Source organism: Mesoflavibacter zeaxanthinifaciens subsp. sabulilitoris, from assembly GCF_014191595.1.
GTDB classification, from domain to species: Bacteria; Bacteroidota; Bacteroidia; order Flavobacteriales; family Flavobacteriaceae; genus Mesoflavibacter; species Mesoflavibacter zeaxanthinifaciens.
This window is the reverse complement of record NZ_JACHWV010000006.1, coordinates 37256-57593: the sequence shown is the minus strand read 5'-3', so window position 1 is coordinate 57593 and position 20338 is coordinate 37256. Positions and strand designations below refer to the sequence as shown.

Annotated in this window: 17 protein-coding genes; 9 read left to right on the top strand and 8 right to left on the bottom strand. The window is 33.2% G+C overall.

All coding sequences use genetic code 11. From position 1 onward, the window contains the following. Nucleotides 1-83: 83 nt before the first annotated feature. The 5 genes from FHS04_RS09960 to FHS04_RS09940 all read right to left on the bottom strand — a co-directional run bounded on the left by FHS04_RS09960 (nucleotide 84) and on the right by FHS04_RS09940 (nucleotide 7996). Nucleotides 84-1085: an App1 family protein gene (locus FHS04_RS09960; RefSeq protein WP_027880513.1), complete on the bottom strand. Its 1002-nt coding sequence runs from the start codon at nucleotides 1083-1085 to the stop codon at nucleotides 84-86. A gap of 75 nt (nucleotides 1086-1160) precedes the next feature. Continuing rightward, nucleotides 1161-3614: a sodium-translocating pyrophosphatase gene (locus tag FHS04_RS09955; RefSeq protein WP_106676502.1), complete on the bottom strand. Its 2454-nt coding sequence runs from the start codon at nucleotides 3612-3614 to the stop codon at nucleotides 1161-1163. Nucleotides 3615-3759: 145 nt separating this feature from the next. Further along, nucleotides 3760-4287 (bottom strand): inorganic diphosphatase, encoded by a 528-nt coding sequence (locus tag FHS04_RS09950; protein WP_027880511.1) that lies wholly within the window; start codon nucleotides 4285-4287, stop codon nucleotides 3760-3762. A 151-nt stretch (nucleotides 4288-4438) separates the two neighbouring features. Next, on the bottom strand, nucleotides 4439-6940 hold the full coding sequence (locus FHS04_RS09945) for a DUF5686 and carboxypeptidase-like regulatory domain-containing protein (RefSeq protein ID WP_106676500.1): 2502 nt from the start codon (nucleotides 6938-6940) through the stop codon (nucleotides 4439-4441). 78 nt (nucleotides 6941-7018) lie between these two features. Further along, complete coding sequence (locus tag FHS04_RS09940; RefSeq protein WP_027880509.1) at nucleotides 7019-7996, bottom strand: pyruvate dehydrogenase complex E1 component subunit beta; 978 nt, start codon at nucleotides 7994-7996, stop codon at nucleotides 7019-7021. Between the two features lie 241 nt (nucleotides 7997-8237). Here FHS04_RS09940 and FHS04_RS09935 point away from each other — a divergent pair, with 241 nt between their 5' ends. From FHS04_RS09935 to lspA, 9 genes are all read left to right on the top strand, one after another. After that, nucleotides 8238-8984 (top strand): electron transfer flavoprotein subunit beta/FixA family protein, encoded by a 747-nt coding sequence (locus tag FHS04_RS09935; RefSeq protein ID WP_106676498.1) that lies wholly within the window; start codon nucleotides 8238-8240, stop codon nucleotides 8982-8984. Nucleotides 8985-9030: 46 nt separating this feature from the next. Then, nucleotides 9031-9993: an electron transfer flavoprotein subunit alpha/FixB family protein gene (locus FHS04_RS09930; protein WP_106676496.1), complete on the top strand. Its 963-nt coding sequence runs from the start codon at nucleotides 9031-9033 to the stop codon at nucleotides 9991-9993. A 116-nt stretch (nucleotides 9994-10109) separates the two neighbouring features. After that, nucleotides 10110-10730 carry a bifunctional nuclease family protein gene (locus FHS04_RS09925; protein WP_106676494.1) on the top strand — a complete coding sequence of 207 codons (621 nt, stop codon included), beginning with the start codon at nucleotides 10110-10112 and terminating at the stop codon, nucleotides 10728-10730. A gap of 16 nt (nucleotides 10731-10746) precedes the next feature. Next, nucleotides 10747-12444, top strand: a complete 1698-nt coding sequence (locus tag FHS04_RS09920) for a NupC/NupG family nucleoside CNT transporter (RefSeq protein WP_106676492.1) — start codon at nucleotides 10747-10749, stop codon at nucleotides 12442-12444. A 210-nt stretch (nucleotides 12445-12654) separates the two neighbouring features. After that, nucleotides 12655-13479, top strand: coding sequence for a thymidylate synthase (locus FHS04_RS09915; RefSeq protein WP_106676490.1), 825 nt, complete (start codon nucleotides 12655-12657; stop codon nucleotides 13477-13479). A gap of 10 nt (nucleotides 13480-13489) precedes the next feature. Then, nucleotides 13490-14401: a dihydrofolate reductase gene (locus FHS04_RS09910; protein ID WP_106676488.1), complete on the top strand. Its 912-nt coding sequence runs from the start codon at nucleotides 13490-13492 to the stop codon at nucleotides 14399-14401. A gap of 42 nt (nucleotides 14402-14443) precedes the next feature. Further along, entirely contained in the window at nucleotides 14444-16000 is a 1557-nt protein-coding gene (locus tag FHS04_RS09905; protein WP_106676486.1) for an NAD(P)/FAD-dependent oxidoreductase, read from the top strand. A gap of 247 nt (nucleotides 16001-16247) precedes the next feature. Next, nucleotides 16248-17141, top strand: coding sequence for an ACP S-malonyltransferase (gene fabD / locus FHS04_RS09900; protein ID WP_106676484.1), 894 nt, complete (start codon nucleotides 16248-16250; stop codon nucleotides 17139-17141). Beyond that, nucleotides 17141-17629, top strand: coding sequence for a signal peptidase II (gene lspA / locus FHS04_RS09895; RefSeq protein ID WP_106676482.1), 489 nt, complete (start codon nucleotides 17141-17143; stop codon nucleotides 17627-17629). The genes fabD and lspA overlap by 1 nt, the downstream gene beginning before the upstream one ends. A gap of 53 nt (nucleotides 17630-17682) precedes the next feature. Here lspA and FHS04_RS09890 read toward each other — a convergent pair whose 3' ends face one another. From FHS04_RS09890 to FHS04_RS09880, 3 genes are all read right to left on the bottom strand, one after another. Next, nucleotides 17683-17874 carry a hypothetical protein gene (locus FHS04_RS09890; protein ID WP_027880499.1) on the bottom strand — a complete coding sequence of 64 codons (192 nt, stop codon included), beginning with the start codon at nucleotides 17872-17874 and terminating at the stop codon, nucleotides 17683-17685. A gap of 162 nt (nucleotides 17875-18036) precedes the next feature. Further along, on the bottom strand, nucleotides 18037-19056 hold the full coding sequence (gene galE, locus FHS04_RS09885; protein WP_106676480.1) for a UDP-glucose 4-epimerase GalE: 1020 nt from the start codon (nucleotides 19054-19056) through the stop codon (nucleotides 18037-18039). An 89-nt stretch (nucleotides 19057-19145) separates the two neighbouring features. Next, nucleotides 19146-20288, bottom strand: coding sequence for a DegT/DnrJ/EryC1/StrS family aminotransferase (locus tag FHS04_RS09880; RefSeq protein WP_181256101.1), 1143 nt, complete (start codon nucleotides 20286-20288; stop codon nucleotides 19146-19148). Nucleotides 20289-20338 lie beyond the last annotated feature (50 nt).

Sequence of the window (20338 nt, the reverse complement as noted above, 5' to 3'; positions counted from 1 at the left end):
TTACCCTAAAGGGTCAGGCTTTACGTTACAAATCCTCGCTCATGCTTCGCTGTGGGTTTTTCACTTCAATCCTTAACGCGGGTTTACTTAATAATACCTAAACCTTTAGCATGCGCAATAGCTTCTTTGCTGTTGTCAACTAACATAACAGGAATACTGTAATCTGCCAATAGCTTTTTAACACGCTGCATTTTCTGTTTATGTAATACACTACGTAAATAAACAACTTTAATACGGTTAGGAAAACTATTGACTAACTCTAAATAAATATCTGGATCATGCTCACTACTATCTCCAATTAATACAAAAGGTAGATTAGGATAGGTATTTAAAATATTAGTAATTTCTAGTTGTTTTTGAGGCTTGCAAGTAGATGTTTTCTTTTTAAAAATAGTTCTAAAACTACGAAGCAATATTGGTCCTTTAGGAAAGTTGTTAGTTTTTAAAAAAAACTCTAAATACCTGTATAAATTCCATGGACTATGACTTACATAAAATATAGGATTAGCCTTTTTACCAGTTGTACCACGATGTAAAAGATGATAAAACTCTGCTGCGCCTTCTAAAGGCATCCTACTTTGTACATGTTTTAAAAAGGTATTAAAAATAACACGCCATTTTAAAAATGAAGCTACTCCGGTATGAATAATCGTATCATCAATGTCGCTTATTACACCAAAATCTGCATCTTTAGCAGGTATTAGCATTTCACCTTTAAAACGGTTTTCTTTTTGAATGGTACGCTTTATGTTAGGTTCATCGTAAGAAAGCTCAAAATTTAACCAACCTTCTTCATTAACTAGATGTTTTAAATCTTCATTACTAACATCTATTTTATAGTATCCATCTTTATCGGTTTTTGTATAATAAACCCTGTTGTCTGGTAAGGTTATCTTTAGTTTGGTATTTTTAATTTCGTCGGTTTCAAAACGCTTCCAAGTATTAAGGATAAGATTCCACAAGCTTTTTTCTTCTAAATTAATAGTTTCGTCTTCTAAAGCGCGACCACGTATATAGAAATGGTTTTGTGTACCATAACTTAAAAATGAAATTATTTGTAACGGATCTTTTTTAAACCAGCTCATATTAGATTCAAATATAACACAAAAAAAACCTGCTAAAAACAATAGCAGGTCTTTAATTTTATAATACTTAAAGTATTAAGCTTGAGGTAAGTTTTTAATCTCTTCTTTTGTAACTTCTATTTGCTTATTCACTTTTTTGTTATTGCTGTCTTTAGCATTTTCTAAAGCATTAATTTTTGCATTAACTTCTTCTTCTGTTCCTGTAAAAACGTGCTTTTTCACAAAAGATTCTCCGTTACTAACTGTTGTTGATGTTACGTTTGCAGTTACAGTTCCGTCATTATTTTTTTCCATAATAACTTTTACTTTAACTTCTTTTTTATTACTATTATTTACTGTAACCTCAACATCTTTATTCATTGCCATACCTTCTTCCGCATCGTGATTCCCTAGGATTGGAGCTATTACTAATCCTACTAGACAGGTTAACTTAATTAAAATATTCATAGATGGTCCTGATGTATCTTTAAATGGGTCTCCGACAGTATCTCCGGTAACTGCTGCTTTATACGCTTCACTACCTTTATACTCCATTTTTCCATCTATTTCAACACCAGCTTCAAAAGATTTTTTAGCATTATCCCATGCGCCACCAGCATTGTTTTGAAAAATTGCCCACATAACACCAGACACACATACACCAGCCATATAACCTCCTAAAGGTTCTGCTCCAAAAATTAACCCTATAATTATCGGAGTGATAATTGTGATTAATCCTGGTAAAATCATTTCTTTTAATGCTGCTTTAGTAGAAATATCTACACATTTTGCATATTCTGGCGTACCAGTTCCTTCCATAATTCCAGGAATTTCTTTAAACTGACGACGTACTTCTTGCACCATTTCCATTGCTGCTTTACCTACAGATTGCATAGCTAATGCAGAGAAAATGACAGGAATCATACCTCCAACAAATAACATTGCTAACACATCTGCCTTAAAAATGTTAATACCATCAATACCTGTAAAAGTTACATAAGCAGCAAATAATGCTAACGCTGTTAAGGCTGCAGATGCTATTGCAAACCCTTTACCTACTGCTGCAGTTGTATTACCAACTGAATCTAAAATATCTGTACGTTCTCTTACGTGTGGCTCTAGTTCGCTCATTTCTGCTACTCCACCAGCGTTATCTGCAATTGGTCCAAACGCATCTATTGCTAATTGCATTGCTGTTGTTGCCATCATTGCAGAAGCTGCTAATGCAACACCATAAAATCCTGCTAATGCATACGACCCATAAATTGCTGCTGCAAATAAAATTACAGATAAGAAAGTAGATTTCATTCCTACCGCTAAACCTGCAATAATATTTGTTGCCGCTCCTGTAGAACTATTTTTTACGATATCTAAAACTGGTTTTTTACCTAAACTTGTGTAATGTGCTGTTACCATAGAGATTAATGCGCCTACTGCTAATCCAATCATAGCTGCATAAAAGACATGTCTTGACGGAATAGCTTTTACACCTTCCCCAAAGAAGCTCATTTGTATTGTTTCTGGTAACATCCAACGAATTAAGAACCAACTTGCAGCAAGTGTAATACCTATCGATACCCAGTTTCCTACATCTAGTGCTTTTTGAACTTGAGACTCTTTAGCTTCATTTGAAGAAATTCTAACTAAAAACGTCCCTATTATTGAAGCTAAAATACCAACACCAGCTATGACTATTGGTAGTAAGATTGGTCCCATACCATTAAAAGATTCTAATACTGTACCAGCATCTGCCATATCTTTTATGATATAGTTACCTAATACCATTGCAGCTAATACTGTTGCGACGTAGCTACCGAATAAATCTGCTCCCATACCGGCAACATCACCAACATTATCTCCTACGTTATCTGCAATTGTTGCTGGATTACGCGGATCGTCTTCTGGTATACCTGCTTCTACTTTTCCAACTAAATCGGCACCAACATCTGCAGCTTTAGTATAGATACCACCACCAACACGAGCAAAAAGTGCGATAGATTCTGCTCCTAAAGAAAAACCAGCTAAGGTTTCTAAAACGATAGTCATATTTTTATAAAAAGAACCTTCATTACCCATAAATTGTCCTAAGAACAATAAGAATAACAAACTAAGCCCTAAAACTGCTAAACTAGCAACTCCTAATCCCATTACTGTTCCACCACCAAAAGACACTTTTAACGCTTGTGGTAAACTTGTTTTTGCAGCTTCGGCAGTACGTGCGTTAGCGTCTGTAGCAATTCTCATTCCTATATTTCCTGCTAAAGCAGAAAAAACAGCTCCGATAATAAATGCAGGAATAATCATCCAACTAGTTGTTGATACAACTTGAGATATTCCAAATAATGCAATTGAAGCAATGACTACAAATATTGCTAATAATCTGTATTCTGCATTTAGAAATGCTAAAGCTCCTTCTTTTATAGCTTTAGAGATACCTTGCATTTTCTCGTTTCCAGCAGCTTGTTTTTTTACCCAAGCCATTTTAACGAACATAAAAACAAGTCCGAGAATTGCCAATGCTATTGGCAAATAAATCATGTTTGATTCCATATTTATTTTGATTTGTTAGTGTTAATTATCGTAAATGTAACAAAATGGAATCTAATACAAAAACCCTTACAATCAATATGTAAGGGTTTTGAATATTTAAAATGTTTATAAAATCTCCGTTTTAAGCGGGTATAATTTTCTTAGCTTAGATTAAGAAATCGCCGTTTGCTTTATGCTCGCTGTTTTCGTATCTATCTACGCATTTGCTTACAATTTCGTAAGCTTCTTTTGCATCTCCCCAACTTCCTACATCTACTTTCTTTTTTTCTAAATCTTTGTATACTTGGAAAAAGTGAGTAATTTCATCTAAGCGGTGAGGATTAATATCTGATATATCATTTTTAGAATTCCAAATTGGATCAGATACTGGTACACAAACTATTTTTTCGTCTGGACCTTTTTCATCTGCCATATGGAATACTCCGATTGGTTTTACCTCTACAACACACATTGGAAACGTAGGCTCATGACCTAAAATTAATACGTCTAATGGGTCACCATCTAAAGCTAATGTTTGTGGTATAAATCCGTAATCTCCTGGATACATCATCGAAGAGAATAGCATACGGTCAAAACGTATTTTTTTTAAATCAAAGTCATATTCATACTTGTTTCTGCTTCCTTTAGGAATTTCTACTAAAGCATCAAATGTTGTTTCTCCTTTTGGGCTCATCTTAATTATTTTATACGCTAATAGCGTTATTTATTTATTAACTATCTAAAAATAAGGGATGCAAAAGTAAGTGATTATTTAGGTTTAGGCAAGAGAAAATAGTTTGACTTTGGAAAATTGATATAGTAACTTACCTATAGCGCATTCTTTTTTAAAAATAAAAACCAAAACTACCGGTTACGCCAAACTTTCTAGCATCTGGGTATAAAACAGGATCTGTATAATTACCTCTAAAATTAAAATCTATTCTAAAGACTTTAAAAATGTTTCCTACACCAAAACTATACTCATAGTAAGGTTCTTTGTTTGGAGCTTCATAAATTAATCCTGAAGCGTTAATATTTCTGTTGTCTTGAGATATATTACCTATAACACCTCTTGCTCCTAAAATAGCTCTTAAATTGTATTTTTTTAAGAATGGGATACGCGAAAATAATCTTCCGTTAAAGTTATGTTCTATATGAAGTGTTGCATATTCATCGGTAACAAACTCATAAAAATCAAGGTTTGAAAAAGTATTATATATTGAAAAATAACTTTGGTTACCTGGCACAACACTTAACAAACCTAAAGGAACTTCTCCAAAAGTCTTACCTGCTTCTACGGTTGTGTACAGTCTACCAAAACCACCAATAGCCCAAGGTTGTGTATATGAAAATTGAACTTTAGTATAATCAAAATCACTATTTAAAATACTTTGATCGCCTATAGAAATCTGCGCAAAAAGCCTTGCAAAATCATCGTTTTTTGTTCTTCGTTCTACACCAAAACCTGTCATTTCTCTTTTTGGAAAATAAGATAAAGAGATTGCGGTTTCATATTGTTTTACTTCAGATTTTGTCGTTGTTTGAGTTGCGTCTGTATAATAATCTAAACTAAAGGTTTTTGAAGCAGACTCTAAGGTTCGGTAACTTCCGCTTAAACGAGTTACAAAGTTTCTTAATGGCTCTGCTTCTATTGCTAAAGTACTTAGGTTAATATTGGTTAATTTATCGTTTATTCCTGTTCCTACTACTGATGAGCTTGCTAAACTTCGTCCTAAGACATCTGTGCTATTAGTTAGACTTGCACCTATTTGTTCTACATCACGACGGTTTCCTCCAGAAATTATCAATCTGCTTTTTTTATCTAATAGCCATTTTCCTGAAATACCATATTTAAACTTATTATCTCTAAAACCGTACGCCGTAAATCCTTCTATACGCCATAAATCATTTTGCCCAAAATAAGTACGTCCGCCAGCTCTTAATCTAACACCTTCAACTTCATTATAACCAAAGGTTGAAAATATAGGTCCGTAGTCTAAATTTAAATCATCAAACTCTATATAACCAGATGCCAAAATGCTTCCTAAGTTGTAAAGTCTTTTAAATTTTTTAGTCTTTTTTAAAGAATCTAACATGACGTAAACACCTTTTTCATCTTTACTTAAAGACTCCATTCGGTTTTTATCCCAAAAACTATCATCTTGATTATAGATATCTTCATCAAAGCTGTAAACTTTTTGCTTGTAAAACTTAGGATCTTTTTCTTTATCAAACTTGTAATTATCGTAAAGTGTGGTACGTTTTCCGTAAATCCCTCTAGATTTTTCCTTCTTATTAAAGGCAAAATCTGACATAAAATAATCTCGTTTTATTAAAAAGACTGAATCGTTTAACACTTCAAAATCTTGCTCTATATAAATTTCTTTTACCCAATTTATATTAGCGCTTTTAGAGGCTTGCATATTGATGTTTTTTAATGCAAATGTGGTATCTGCTACCCAAAAATCACCTTTAAAGGTTAATTCATTTTTACGTCTTGGGTAATAAATAATATTGTAACACCATTTATTATCTATATAAGTACTATCTGAAAGTACGTAATTATACGTTTGTATTCCGGTACGAGAGATTGGACTAACAAAGCTTTTATCAAAAAACTTTAAATAGTTATCGTACACATCATAGTCTGAATACAAATCGTCTACAAAGTCAATAATTACCTGGTTATTACTAAATCCTGAGTTTTTATTTCCTTTTAAAATTTCTCGTTTTTCATTAATTACATTATCACCGTAAACCTCACTAGCAGCTTCGTTAATAAACATTGGTAAATACGTTTTACCTGTAACTTTAGAAGTATCTACTTGATCAAATACAAACTCCATACCTTTAAACAACTTACTATCTATTAGCGAACTATCTATGGTGTTAAGGTCAAATTCTACCTTTTCGTATTTATCATATTGGTATTGTTTGTACTGTTTAAGTCCATTACTACGTTTATTTGCCCAAATTTTTCTTAGAATATCAATCGCAGGATTATTTTTTTTAGGTTGTTTTCCTGAGACAATAACAACTTCATCTAATGCAGCTGCTTCTTCTTTAAGCGTCACCTTTAACTTATAAGTTACTCTTTTTTCAAGTTGAATTTCTTGAGTTTCAAAACCAATAAAAGATATTTTTAATACGTCCCAATTGTTTTCATCTTCAATATAAAATGTTCCTTCTTCATTAGTTATTACTCCTATTGAAGAACCTTTAAAAATTACATTTGCAAAAGGTACCGGATTATTTGATGCGTCAAAAACTTGACCACTAACTTTGGTTTGTGCTAACGCAGAAATGATGCTAAAAAGAAAAAAAAGGGCAGAAAAAAGTTTATTCATTAATTTTGATTTATAAACAAAAAAACTTCATCAACAATCGTGCTAATGAAGTTTAGATATAACGAAAATAATAATTTTTTATTTGTACATCACTTTTTTAACAGCCTTTATCACATCGTTATGGTTTGGTAACCACTCTTCTAACAATACTGGACTATATGGTGCAGGCGTATCTGCTGTGTTTATTTTTACAATTGGAGCATCTAAGTAATCAAATGCTTCACTTTGTACAAGGTAAGTAATTTCAGTCGCTACGTTACCAAATGGCCAAGCTTCTTCTAAAACTACCAAACGATTAGTCTTCTTTACAGACTCTAAAATAGCTTTTCTATCCATTGGTCTAACTGTACGAAGATCTATAATTTCAACAGAGATTCCTTCTTTTTCAAGTTCGTCTGCAGCTTTATAAGCTTCTTTTATAATTTTTCCAAAAGAAACGATGGTTACATCTGTTCCTTCACGCTTAATATCTGCAACACCTAATGGTATAGTGTATTCTCCTTCTGGCACTTCACCTTTATCACCATACATTTGCTCAGACTCCATAAAAATAACTGGATCGTCATCACGTATTGCAGATTTTAATAAACCTTTTGCATCATATGGGTTAGAAGGCACTACCACTTTTAAACCTGGTGTATTAGCAAACCAGCTTTCAAAAGCTTGACTATGTGTAGCTGCTAATTGTCCTGCAGAAGCTGTTGGACCTCTAAAAACAATTGGACATTTAAATTGTCCACCGGACATTTGTCTAATTTTTGCAGCGTTATTTATAATTTGGTCAATACCAACTAAAGAGAAGTTAAAGGTCATATATTCTACTATCGGTCTATTACCAGTCATGGTAGATCCAATAGCCACACCTGCAAAACCAAGCTCTGCAATTGGTGTATCAATAACACGTTTTGGACCAAACTCATCCAACATACCTTTAGATGCTTTATAAGCACCATTATATTCTGCTACTTCTTCACCCATAAGGTAGATGCTTTCGTCACGACGCATTTCTTCGCTCATGGCTTCAGCAATAGCTTCTCTAAACTGTATTGTTTTCATTAAAATATCTATTTGAATTGCAAAAATAAGAATTAATAAAAAACTTACAGTAAAAGAATTCTTTAAAATTTATTATGCACGCATAGTAAATTTTAAAAATAATTCCATATCTTCGTAACCACAACATTTTAGAGCGTTTTTTGCTTTAAAATTTTATAAAAAATTGCTGATTAACCCATGTTACTATAACGATTTAGTAGGTCTAAAGGCATAAATTTAAAAACTAAATAAATTAAAAAATATGAAAATTTTAGTGTGTATTAGTCACGTACCAGACACTACTTCAAAAATTAATTTTACAGATGGTGATACAAAATTTGACACAAATGGTGTACAATTTGTAATTAATCCAAATGACGAATTTGGTTTAACAAGAGCAATGTGGTTTAAAGAAAAACAAGGTGCTTCTGTAGACGTTGTTAACGTTGGTGGTCCAGAAACAGAACCTACACTAAGAAAAGCATTAGCTATAGGTGCAGATACTGCTATTAGAGTAAATGCAGAAGCTAAAGACGGCTATCAAGTTGCTAAAGAGTTAGCAAAAGTTGTAAAAGATGGCGGTTATGATTTAGTAATTGCAGGTAGAGAGTCTATTGATTATAACGGTGCAATGGTACCTGGTATGTTAGCAGAAATGGTTGACGCTAACTTTGTTACTAACTGCATTAGTCTTGAGGTAGATGGCACAAACGCTAAAGCTGTTAGAGAGATTGATGGTGGTAAAGAAAGTGTTTCTACTACATTGCCTTTAGTAATCGGAGGACAAAAAGGTTTGGTTGAAGAGAGCGACTTACGTATACCAAATATGAGAGGTATTATGATGGCTAGAAAAAAACCTTTAAATGTAGTTGAGCCTAACGGCGCAAATACAGAAACTGGAACTGTAAAATTTGAAAAACCAGCTCCAAAAGGTGATGTGACTTTAGTTGCTCCTGATAACTTAGACGAATTAGTTAACCTTTTACACAACGAAGCTAAAGTAATCTAATCGTTAGATTACGAAAATTAGTTTCAGAATTTAAAAAATTATAAACATGTCAATTTTAGTATATACAGAATCAGAAAACGGAACTTTTAAAAAAGCTGCTTTTGAGGTTGCATCTTACGCTAAAGCGGTTGCAGACCAAATGGGCACAAGCGTTACTGCGGTTGCAGTTAATGTAAATGACACTTCAGAATTAGGTAAATACGGTGTAGACAAAGTACTTAATGTATCTAACGATGGTTTAGCAAAGTTTAACGCAAAATCTTATGCTTCAGTTTTATCTCAAGCAGCAAAGCAAGAAGGATCTAAAGTAGTTGTACTTAGTCAAAGCGCAGACAGCAAATATTTAGCTCCATTATTATCTGTAGGATTAGACGCAGGATATGCATCTAATGTAGTAGCTATTCCTACATCTACTTCTCCTTTTACAGTAAAACGTACAGCTTTTACTAACAAAGCATTTAACTTTACAACTATAGATACAGATGTAAAGATTGTTGGTGTATCAAACAACTCTTTTGGCTTAGTTGAAAACAGTGCAAGTGCTTCTTCTGAAGATTTTTCTCCTGAAATTGCTTCGTCAGGAGTTACTGTAGAGTCTGTAGATAAAGTAACAGACAAAGTAACTATTGCAGATGCAGAAATTGTAGTATCTGCTGGTCGTGGCTTAAAAGGTCCAGAAAACTGGGGAATGGTTGAAGAATTAGCAGACGTTTTAGGCGCAGCAACAGCATGCTCTAAACCAGTTTCTGACTTAGGCTGGAGACCACATAGCGAACACGTTGGACAAACAGGAAAACCTGTAGCTTCTAACCTTTACATTGCTATTGGTATTAGTGGTGCCATCCAACACTTAGCTGGTATTAACGCCTCTAAAGTAAAAGTAGTAATCAACACAGATCCAGAAGCACCTTTCTTTAAAGCTGCAGATTATGGAGTTGTTGGTGACGCTTTTGAAGTCGTACCTCAACTTATAGAAAAATTAAAAGCTTTTAAATCAGCAAACGCTTAATTTTTTTTTTAACTTTAAGTCTGATATAATAAGGACTGTTTAAATTTTGCACAAAAATCTAACCCTTACGGTTTGGTAAAGTCCTAATTTAAACAGTTCTTTGTGTTTTTGATTGCATGAGTTTAGTAAGACTAAATATTAAAGGAATTTCGTACAGCCAAACCCAAAATGGCGCCTATGCGCTTATCTTAAATGAGGTTGACGGAGACCGTAAATTACCTATCGTTATTGGTGCTTTTGAAGCACAATCTATAGCTATTGCTTTAGAAAAAGAAATTAAACCACCAAGACCACTTACCCACGATTTATTTAAAAATTTTGCAGACCGTTTTGATATTGTGGTCAAACAAGTCATTATACATAAGTTAGTAGATGGTGTTTTCTACTCTTCATTAATCTGCGAGCGTGATAAAATTGAAGAAATTATTGACGCAAGAACCAGTGATGCTATTGCACTAGCACTCCGTTTTCAAGCACCTATTTTTACTTACAAAAATATTCTAGACAAAGCTGGTATCTACTTAAAAGTAGACCCAAAAGATGAAGACAACGAAGACGAAGATGACGTATTAGTTAATGAAATAATTAACGAAGAATTAGAATTAGAAACCTCTTCTTCTAAAGACGAATTACAGTCTAAAAGCATAGAAGAACTTCATAAACTTTTAGATGAAGCTGTTAACAACGAAGACTACGAAAAAGCAGCTAAAATTAGAGACGAAATATCTAAAAGATAACTTACACTTTTTACAAATGAAAAATTTTTTAATTGTTACAGTAACCTTCTTACTTGCATTTACCTCTACTTTAGCGCAAGATATTAGTAAAGATTGGTTGTTAGACACTAGTAACATTAATATCAATTCTACAGACACCAAACCGCTAATTATTCAAAAAAACACAGAGCTTAAATTAAATCAAGGTTCTTTTAAGCTAAAAGATGCTAGCGGAGATTATATTTTTCAAAATAAAGTTTTAGTTTTTTATTATGATACACCTTTTGAAATGACAAAAAGGTTTAAAATTAAAAACTTAACAGATTCAACTTTAGTATTATCCCAAAAAGAAAACATCTATAAGTTTGTTGTAAAACCACAATCCAAAAAAGAAACAACCGTTGCAGAAGCAAATCAAATAATCCCAAATCAAGGGTTTTCATTTAATAGTTTATGGCGTGGTGCGCTAGGTATGGTTTCTTTAATAGTAATAGCTTTTCTATTTAGTAGTAATCGTAGAGCTATTGATTGGAAAATTGTTGGAATAGGTCTAGCTTTTCAATTATTAATTGCAATAGGCGTTTTAAAAGTAGACTTTATAAAAAATGGTTTTGAATTTGTTGGTGGACTTTTTGTAAGTGTCTTAGATTTTACAAGAGCAGGAAGCAAATTTTTATTTGAAGGTTTAGTAGTAGATATGGATACTTTCGGTTTTATCTTTGCCTTTCAAGTGTTACCAACTATTATTTTCTTTTCAGCATTAACATCTGTTCTTTTTTACCTAGGAATTATTCAAAAGGTAGTTAAAGGAATGGCTTGGTTATTATCAAAAGCCTTAAAAATTTCTGGAGCAGAAAGTCTATCTGTTGCTGGTAACATCTTTTTAGGACAAACCGAAGCACCTCTATTAATTAAGGCATACTTAGAAAAAATGAATAAGTCTGAGATGCTTCTTGTTATGATTGGTGGTATGGCTACTGTTGCTGGCGCTGTACTTGCCGCTTATATTGGTTTTTTAGGAGGTGAAGATGAAGCTTTACGCCTTTTCTATGCTAAACACTTATTAGCAGCATCCGTTATGGCTGCACCAGGTGCTATTGTTATTTCAAAAATACTATATCCTCAAACCGAAAAAGTAAATACAGACGTTGAAGTGTCGCAAGAAAAAATTGGATCTAATATTTTAGATGCTATTGCCAACGGTACTACAGAAGGTTTAAGACTTGCTGTTAATGTTGGTGCTATGCTTTTAGTTTTTGTTGCTTTTATTGCAATGATTAATGGTATTTTAGGCTGGGTTGGAGATGTTACTACTTTTAACTCTTGGATTGCAGATAATACACCGTATCAAAATTTATCATTAGAACTTATTCTCGGTTATATCTTCTCTCCTCTTATGTGGTTAATTGGTGTTGCTAAAGAAGATATGGCTTTAATGGGACAACTTTTAGGAATTAAATTAGCTGCATCAGAATTTATTGGATACATTCAATTAGCAGACTTAAAAAACATAGCAAATCCAACACATTTAAAGTATGAAAAGTCAATTATTATGGCTACATATATGCTTTGTGGTTTTGCAAATTTTGCTTCTATCGGAATTCAAATTGGTGGTATTGGTTCTTTAGCACCTGGACAACGTAAAACATTATCGCAATTTGGTATAAAAGCTTTAATTGGAGGTACAATTGCTTCTCTAATATCAGCTACAATTGCAGGAATGATTATTGGTTAAAACAATTTCTGCGAAAGCAGAAATTTTTAAATCCAAGACGTAACTTTTTCATTTAAAATAGTAGTTAATAACTTTTAATATCTTAAAATCAATTAACTAATTAACTACATTGAATTTTGTTTATTTTCGTTTTTAGCTATTCCTTTTTTCAAAATAACTAGCTATTTTTATAACTAAAAATGAGATTTCTGCTTTCGCAGAAATAATATTATGAAGCAATATCACGACCTTGTAAAACACGTTTTAGAACACGGAAACGCTAAAGAAGACCGAACAGGAACAGGCACCAAAAGTGTTTTTGGTTACCAAATGAGATTTGATTTAAGTGAAGGTTTTCCTATGGTAACCACAAAAAAACTACACTTAAAATCTATTATACATGAGTTACTTTGGTTTTTAAAAGGCGACACCAACATTAACTATTTACAAGAAAACGGTGTAAGAATATGGAACGAATGGGCTGACGAAAACGGAGATCTTGGTCCTGTGTATGGTCACCAATGGAGAAACTGGAATAGTGACGAGATTGACCAAATTAAAGAAGTGATAAACACACTAAAAAACAATCCAGATAGTAGACGTATGCTAGTATCTGCTTGGAATCCTTCTGTAATGCCAGACACTTCTAAAAGCTTTAGTGAAAATGTTGCTAATGGTAAAGCGGCTTTACCACCGTGCCATGCGTTTTTTCAGTTTTATGTGGCTAATGGTAAATTATCTTGTCAACTATACCAACGTAGTGCAGATATCTTTTTAGGTGTACCGTTTAACATTGCATCTTATGCTTTATTCACAATGATGATGGCGCAAGTTTGCGGTTACGAAGCTGGAGAATTCATTCATACTTTCGGAGATGCACATATTTACAATAACCATTTAGAGCAATTAGAATTGCAATTATCTAGAGACTGCAGACCATTACCAACAATGAAGTTAAATCCTGAAGTAAAAGATATTTTCGATTTTAAATTTGAAGACTTTACATTAGAAAATTATAATCCGCATCCACACATTAAAGGTGCAGTTGCTGTTTAATAACAATTATATGTTCGGCAAAAAAAAGGAAAAACCGCAGATAGATAAAGAGCAATTAGAATTAATAAAAAATGCTCAACAACGTGTTAAACAAAAAAAACGCCTATACTATCATTTTGTTATATTTTTAATTGGCGCTTTATTTTTAATCTTAGCAAATACCGTTTTAGGTATTGGTCAAGATCTAAAAATTTTTGGTCAAGATTGGTTTGTAATTGCTATTATTGTTTGGTTATTCTTATTTGTTTTTCATTTATTTAATGTATTTGTTACTCATAAATTTATGGGTAAAGAATGGGAAGAAAAACAATTGACTAAGCTAGTAAACAAACAAAAAGTACGCATAGAAAAATTAAAAGCACAACTGGAAAAAGAAGATTTAACTATTGCAGAAAGTCAAGTATTTAATCAAAAAAACAACAAAATAGTTGACAACTTAACTATGATTGTTGCTGCTGGGGAAAATAACGAAATAGGAAAAGATAACGATCTTATTTGGCATCTTCGTGATGACCTTAAACGCTTTAAATCACTAACTTCTGGACATCATATAATTATGGGTCGAAAGACTTTTGAAAGTTTTCCAAAACCATTACCAAATCGCACACACATTGTAATTACAAGACAATCAAATTATAAAGCGCCAGATGGTGTTATAATTGTTAATAGCATAGAAGACGCAATAAACATAGCTAAAAAAGACTCGCAACCTTTTATTATTGGTGGCGGAGAAATTTACAAACAGGCTATGCCATACGCTAGCAAAATAGAAATTACGCGTGTACATGCAACATTTCCGGAAGCTGATACTTTTTTCCCGAAAATAGATACTTCAATATTTGAAGAAACCTCAAATGTTTTTCATAAAAAAGATGATAATCATCAATATGAGTTTTCGTTTTTAACTTTTGAGAGAATTTAATTTATTACTAAGTTTCATTCAAAATTTACCTAATTTCGCATTATGGTAAAAGACATTCAACTTCGTGTTTCTCTTAAAGAAGAAGAAATCCCAGATATATTATTAATTAAATCTGCGGAATGGTTGTCTATACCGCGTGAAGATATTTCGGGCATTAAAATCCTACGTAAATCTATCGATGCACGTAAGCCAAAAATTATCTTCAACTATAAAGTATCGGTCTTTATAAAAGAACCTGTTCCAGAAACTTCCGACTATCATTTTGAATACAAAGACGTATCTAACGCTAAACCTATTCATATTATTGGTTTTGGTCCTGCTGGTATGTATGCAGCATTGCGCTGTGTAGAACTTGGTTACAAACCCATCGTTTTAGAACGTGGTGCTAATGTGCAAGACAGACGTCGTGATCTTAAAGCCATAAATCAAGATCATTTTGTAAACGAAGATTCTAATTACTGTTTTGGCGAAGGTGGTGCAGGTACATATTCTGACGGAAAACTATACACACGTAGTTTAAAACGTGGTGATGTACGTCGTATTTTTGAAAATCTTGTCTTTCATGGCGCAACAGATCAAATTCTGGTCGATGCGCATCCGCATATTGGTACTAACAAACTACCTAAGGTCGTTCAAAATATTAGACAAACTATTTTAGATTTTGGTGGCGAAATTCATTTTAATACACGCGTTACCGATTTCATTATAAAAAATGAAAAAATAGTTGCGCTTCAACTTAATAATGGTGAGGAATTAACTACCGAAAAAGTAATTCTTGCAACAGGTCATTCTGCAAGAGATATTTTCTATTTATTAAATAAAAAACAAATAGCAATTGAGGCTAAAAGTTTTGCAATGGGCGTACGTGCAGAGCATCCACAACAGATTATTGACAACATTCAATATCATTGTTCTGGCGAAAGACATCCGTTATTACCAGCTGCTTCATACAGTTTAGTACAGCAAGTAAACGGACGTGGCGTATACAGCTTTTGTATGTGTCCTGGCGGATTTATTGTTCCTGCAGCAACTGCAAATGGCGAAGTTGTAGTTAATGGTATGTCGCCTTCTAGACGAAACAATAAATTTGCTAATTCTGGTATTGTTGTTGAAATTAATGCGGACAAAGATTTACATAAATACGAACAATTTGGCGCTTTAAAAGCATTAGAATTTCAAAAAGATTTTGAAAAATTAGCCTTTACCTCTGGTAATCGTGATCAAACTGCGCCAGCACAACGTATGACCGATTTTGTAGAAGGTAAATTATCTTCAACTTTAAACGAAACGTCCTACCAGCCAGGTATAAAAAGTGCGCCTTTACACAGCTTATTTCCTAAAATTATTGGTAGTGCTTTACGTAAAGGTTTTAAAGCTTTTGGTGATAAAATGAATGGCTATTACACCGAAGAAGCCAATATTATTGGTGTAGAATCTCGTACCTCATCACCAGTTAGTATACCAAGAACAGACCAATTACATCATCCAGAAATCACCAATTTATATCCTTGTGGTGAAGGCGCAGGTTATGCTGGCGGAATTATTAGCGCAGCTATGGATGGCGAACGCTGTGCAGAAGCTGCTACTGGGAATTTGTAATTTATAGATCCAAGAATATAGAGACAAGAACCTAGATTTTTTCTACTATTTTTAATCAATTTAACATAGTTCTCGATACAACGCTTCTATCGTCGCGTCACTCGAACCGACGTCATGTAATTATTAATTTTAGTCACTTCGAGTGATTTGTGAAGTATAAACAAATTGTATCGAGAAGCTTTAAAATCAATAGTTTTCTTTAATATTTTATTCCTATTTTTGCTCAATAATTAAGAAACTAAATTTAATGAAAGCATATATTTTTCCTGGTCAAGGTGCTCAGTTTACTGGTATGGGACTTGATTTATACGAAAACTCTCCAGAAGCTCAACATTTATTTGAAGATGCCAACTCAATTTTAGGGTTTAACATTACAGATATTATGTTTGAAGGTACTGCAGACCAATTAAAAGAAACTAAAGTAACGCAACCAGCTATCTTTTTACATTCGGTAATTTTAGCAAAAACTTTAGGTGATAGCTTTAAACCAGATATGGTTGCAGGTCACTCTTTAGGTGAATTTTCTGCATTAGTAGCAAACGGAGCATTAAGCTTTGAAGATGGTTTAAAATTAGTATCGCAACGTGCTATGGCTATGCAAAAAGCTTGCGAAATCCAACCAAGTACTATGGCGGCTGTTTTAGGTTTAGAAGACAAATTAGTTGAAGATATTTGTGCAAAAACCGAAGGTGTTGTTGTTGCTGCAAACTACAACTGTCCAGGTCAATTAGTAATCTCTGGAGAAGTAGAAGCAATCAATCGAGCTTGTGAAGCTATGAAAGAAGCTGGCGCAAGACGTGCTTTAGTACTTCCTGTTGGTGGCGCATTTCACTCGCCAATGATGGAACCAGCTAGAGAAGAATTAGCTACAGCTATAGAAAACACAATGTTTAGCAAACCTAATTGCCCAATATACCAAAACGTAACAGCTAGCGCTATTATAGATGAAACTGAAATCAAAGCTAATTTAATTTCGCAATTAACAGCGCCTGTACGTTGGACACAATCTGTACAACAAATGATTACTGATGGTGCTACACTTTTTACTGAAGTTGGTCCTGGAAAAGTTTTACAAGGCTTAGTAAAAAAGATTGATAGATCTGCTGAAACCGAATCTGCAACTTTAAGCACTAATAATTAATGAGTTCTAGAAACATATTAATTACCGGATTAATTATCCTTAACATAGCTTTAGATCAAATTTCTAAATTTATTGTAAGAGCAGAAGTTGCTAAAGGAAGCGTTAGTGAAATTATAGGAGATGTTTTTACGCTTCATAATGTAGAAAACGAAGGCGCATTTTTAGGAATGGGAAGCGATTTTAGTCCTGGATTAAGAATCGCATTGCTACTAATTTTACCAATATTAGTTTTAGCTTTTGTGTTAAGACATATTATAAAAGAAAAAACAATGGACAATATGACCTTAGTTGGGTTTTGTTGTATCATTGGTGGCGGAATAGCAAATGTTTACGATCGTATTGTTTATGGATCTGTTACCGACTTTTTGCATTTAGATTTTGGTGGTTTTTTAAGAACCGGAATTTTTAACATCGCAGATGTTTCTGTAATGGTTGGAATGGGTTGTTTAATTGTAGGTAGCTTTAAAAAGAAAAAAGACGCCAAATAAACTTACTAATATCATATAAAAAAAGCCTCGAAAATTTCGAAGCTTTTTTTATGTTATCTAGCTAAGTTGCAATCTATACAATCTTTAACTTCGCCGTAATACGTTTCGCGATATTTGTGTAATGTTTTAAAAGGAATACCTAATAAGTGCTTCTTTATGTAGGTGACTTTTGCAGTTAATTTACCCATTTTTGGTGTAAACCTGTCTTCGTGTTTTGTTTGTCTTTTGACGGTAATCAATTTCATTGTTTTATCATTTGCATTAGTTACAAAATAAACAAGAATATTAACCAATCACGAATTTAAAACATTAAAATATTGTTAATCAGAATATTAATAACATATACTTAACGATTTATCAGATTACTTACGTATTTGACAATTTAAAACCGAATAATTTATAATATACTAATTAGAATTTAAGCGTTTTTGCCACTTCCAAGCAGATGTCATAGCCTCGTCTAGTGAAGATTCTGCTTTCCAACCCAAAACTTGATTAGCTTTTGTCGTGTCTGCATATGCAGAAATGACATCGCCTTCTCTTCTATTGGCAATCTTGTAATTAAGCTTTTCACCTGAAACACGCTCAAAAGAATTTATGACTTCTAACACGCTACTACCTGTTCCTGTTCCTAAATTAAAATACTCGTAATTACTTGTATTATTAGATTCTAACAAGCGTTGTAAAGCGACAACGTGTGCTTTTGCTACATCTACTACATGAATGTAATCTCTTATACACGTCCCATCTGGTGTTGGATAGTCGTCACCAAAAACAGATAGTTGCTCGCGTATTCCAACACCTGTTTGTGTGATAAATGGCACTAAGTTTTGTGGTACTCCAATTGGTAATTCGCCAATTTTTGCTGTTGGATGTGCTCCAATTGGATTAAAATATCGCAAAGCAATTGCATTTAATTTTGGTGTGACTTTACAGGTGTCTTTAATAATTTCCTCACCTATTTGTTTGGTATTACCATAAGGTGATTCGGCTGGTTTTATTGGTGCGTTTTCTGAAATTGGTAATTCATCTGCTTGCCCATAGACAGTACAAGATGAACTAAAGATGAAATTAGATTGCTTTAATTTTGTTAATTCTTGCAACACATAAACTAAAGTGTTTATATTATTTTCATAATACATTAACGGTTGTTCTACACTTTCTCCAACTGCTTTACTTGCTGCAAAATGTATAACACCAACTATATCTTGATGGTTTAAAAAGAATTCTTGGACTTTAGATTTTTCTTTTAAATCTAGATTTTCAAATTGTGGCGCTTTACCTGTAATACTTACAATACCGTCTAATACTTTTATTGATGAATTTGATAAATTATCAATTATAACGACTTCAAAACCTTTGTTTTGAAGCTCGACTACAGTATGAGATCCGATAAATCCTAATCCTCCTGTTACTAGTACCTTCATTGGCTGGAATGTGCGTTAGGGATTGAGCAATTGTTGGAGCACATCTTTGATTGCGACTTGCGAAAGCCCGACCCTTTATGGGTAACGCCCTAATTATTTGCTATAAATTCTTTAATCTTTGTTGTAATAAATTCAATTTGATCGTCTTCTAATTCGGTATGCATTGGTAAAGAAATAACTTGTTTTACCAACTGGTTAGTGACTGTAAAATCTGCTTCGTTGTACCTGCTATCTTGATACGCTTTTTGTTTGTGTAAAGGTATTGGATAGTAGACACCGCAAGGGATATCGTGACTATTTAGATATTTTACCAACGCATCTCTATCTACATTTTCTAATTTTAATGTGTATTGATGAAACACGTGACAATCGCAAGTATCACAAATACCTTCGCAATTATTTACGGTTTTAGGCAATGTAATTTGTGGTACGTCTTTTAAGGCTGCATTGTACTTTCTTGCTGCGTCACGACGTGCTTGATTATAATTATCTAAATGTGGTAATTTGGCATCTAAAACTGCTGCTTGGATAGAGTCTAAACGTGAATTTACACCGACTACATCATGGCGATAACGCTCGTACATTCCGTGATTTACAATACCTCTAATGGTATGTGCTAAATCGTCATCGTTTGTAAAAATAGCGCCACCATCACCATAACATCCTAAGTTTTTTGAAGGAAAAAATGATGTTGAAGCTACATGACCTATTGTTCCTGCTTTTGCTTTTGTACCATCTTGGTATGTGTAGTTAGCTCCTATAGCTTGCGCATTATCTTCTATAACATAAAGGTTATGCTCTTTAGCTATTTGCATTATCGCTTCCATGTTAGCACATTGACCAAACAAATGTACTGGCACAATTGCTTTTGTTTTAGGCGTAATTGCCTTTTTTATAGCATCTATATCGATATTAAAATTATCTGGATCTACATCTACTAAAACTGGTGTTAATTTTAGAAGCGCAATAACTTCTACAGTTGCAGCAAAAGTGAAATCGGCTGTAATGACCTCATCACCTTGCTCTAAACCTAATCCCATCATTGCTATTTGTAAAGCATCTGTACCATTTGCACATGGTATAACATGCTTTACACCTAAATAATTTTCTAAGTTTTTTTGAAATTGATGCACTTTAGGACCATTAATAAAAGCTGTATTATCAATAATCTCTTGTATTGAAGTATCTACTTCTTGTTTTATATCAGCGTATTGACCTTTAAGGTCAACCATTTGTATTTTTTTCACTCGATTTTAATTTATAATCGTTTATGTAACGAATT

What these genes read in the sequence shown, in the direction of transcription:
- FHS04_RS09940 (WP_027880509.1), bottom strand. Translation starts at nt 7,996, where the DNA reads ATGAAAACAATACAGTTTAGAGAAGCTATTGCTGAAGCCATGAGCGAA.
- FHS04_RS09880 (WP_181256101.1), bottom strand. Translation starts at nt 20,288, where the DNA reads ATGGTTGACCTTAAAGGTCAATACGCTGATATAAAACAAGAAGTAGAT.
- fabD (WP_106676484.1), top strand. Translation starts at nt 16,248, where the DNA reads ATGAAAGCATATATTTTTCCTGGTCAAGGTGCTCAGTTTACTGGTATG.
- FHS04_RS09935 (WP_106676498.1), top strand. Translation starts at nt 8,238, where the DNA reads ATGAAAATTTTAGTGTGTATTAGTCACGTACCAGACACTACTTCAAAA.
- FHS04_RS09905 (WP_106676486.1), top strand. Translation starts at nt 14,444, where the DNA reads ATGGTAAAAGACATTCAACTTCGTGTTTCTCTTAAAGAAGAAGAAATC.
- FHS04_RS09915 (WP_106676490.1), top strand. Translation starts at nt 12,655, where the DNA reads ATGAAGCAATATCACGACCTTGTAAAACACGTTTTAGAACACGGAAAC.
- FHS04_RS09945 (WP_106676500.1), bottom strand. Translation starts at nt 6,940, where the DNA reads ATGAATAAACTTTTTTCTGCCCTTTTTTTTCTTTTTAGCATCATTTCT.
- FHS04_RS09920 (WP_106676492.1), top strand. Translation starts at nt 10,747, where the DNA reads ATGAAAAATTTTTTAATTGTTACAGTAACCTTCTTACTTGCATTTACC.
- FHS04_RS09950 (WP_027880511.1), bottom strand. Translation starts at nt 4,287, where the DNA reads ATGAGCCCAAAAGGAGAAACAACATTTGATGCTTTAGTAGAAATTCCT.
- FHS04_RS09955 (WP_106676502.1), bottom strand. Translation starts at nt 3,614, where the DNA reads ATGGAATCAAACATGATTTATTTGCCAATAGCATTGGCAATTCTCGGA.
- lspA (WP_106676482.1), top strand. Translation starts at nt 17,141, where the DNA reads ATGAGTTCTAGAAACATATTAATTACCGGATTAATTATCCTTAACATA.
- FHS04_RS09910 (WP_106676488.1), top strand. Translation starts at nt 13,490, where the DNA reads ATGTTCGGCAAAAAAAAGGAAAAACCGCAGATAGATAAAGAGCAATTA.
- FHS04_RS09960 (WP_027880513.1), bottom strand. Translation starts at nt 1,085, where the DNA reads ATGAGCTGGTTTAAAAAAGATCCGTTACAAATAATTTCATTTTTAAGT.
- galE (WP_106676480.1), bottom strand. Translation starts at nt 19,056, where the DNA reads ATGAAGGTACTAGTAACAGGAGGATTAGGATTTATCGGATCTCATACT.
- FHS04_RS09925 (WP_106676494.1), top strand. Translation starts at nt 10,110, where the DNA reads ATGAGTTTAGTAAGACTAAATATTAAAGGAATTTCGTACAGCCAAACC.
- FHS04_RS09930 (WP_106676496.1), top strand. Translation starts at nt 9,031, where the DNA reads ATGTCAATTTTAGTATATACAGAATCAGAAAACGGAACTTTTAAAAAA.
- FHS04_RS09890 (WP_027880499.1), bottom strand. Translation starts at nt 17,874, where the DNA reads ATGAAATTGATTACCGTCAAAAGACAAACAAAACACGAAGACAGGTTT.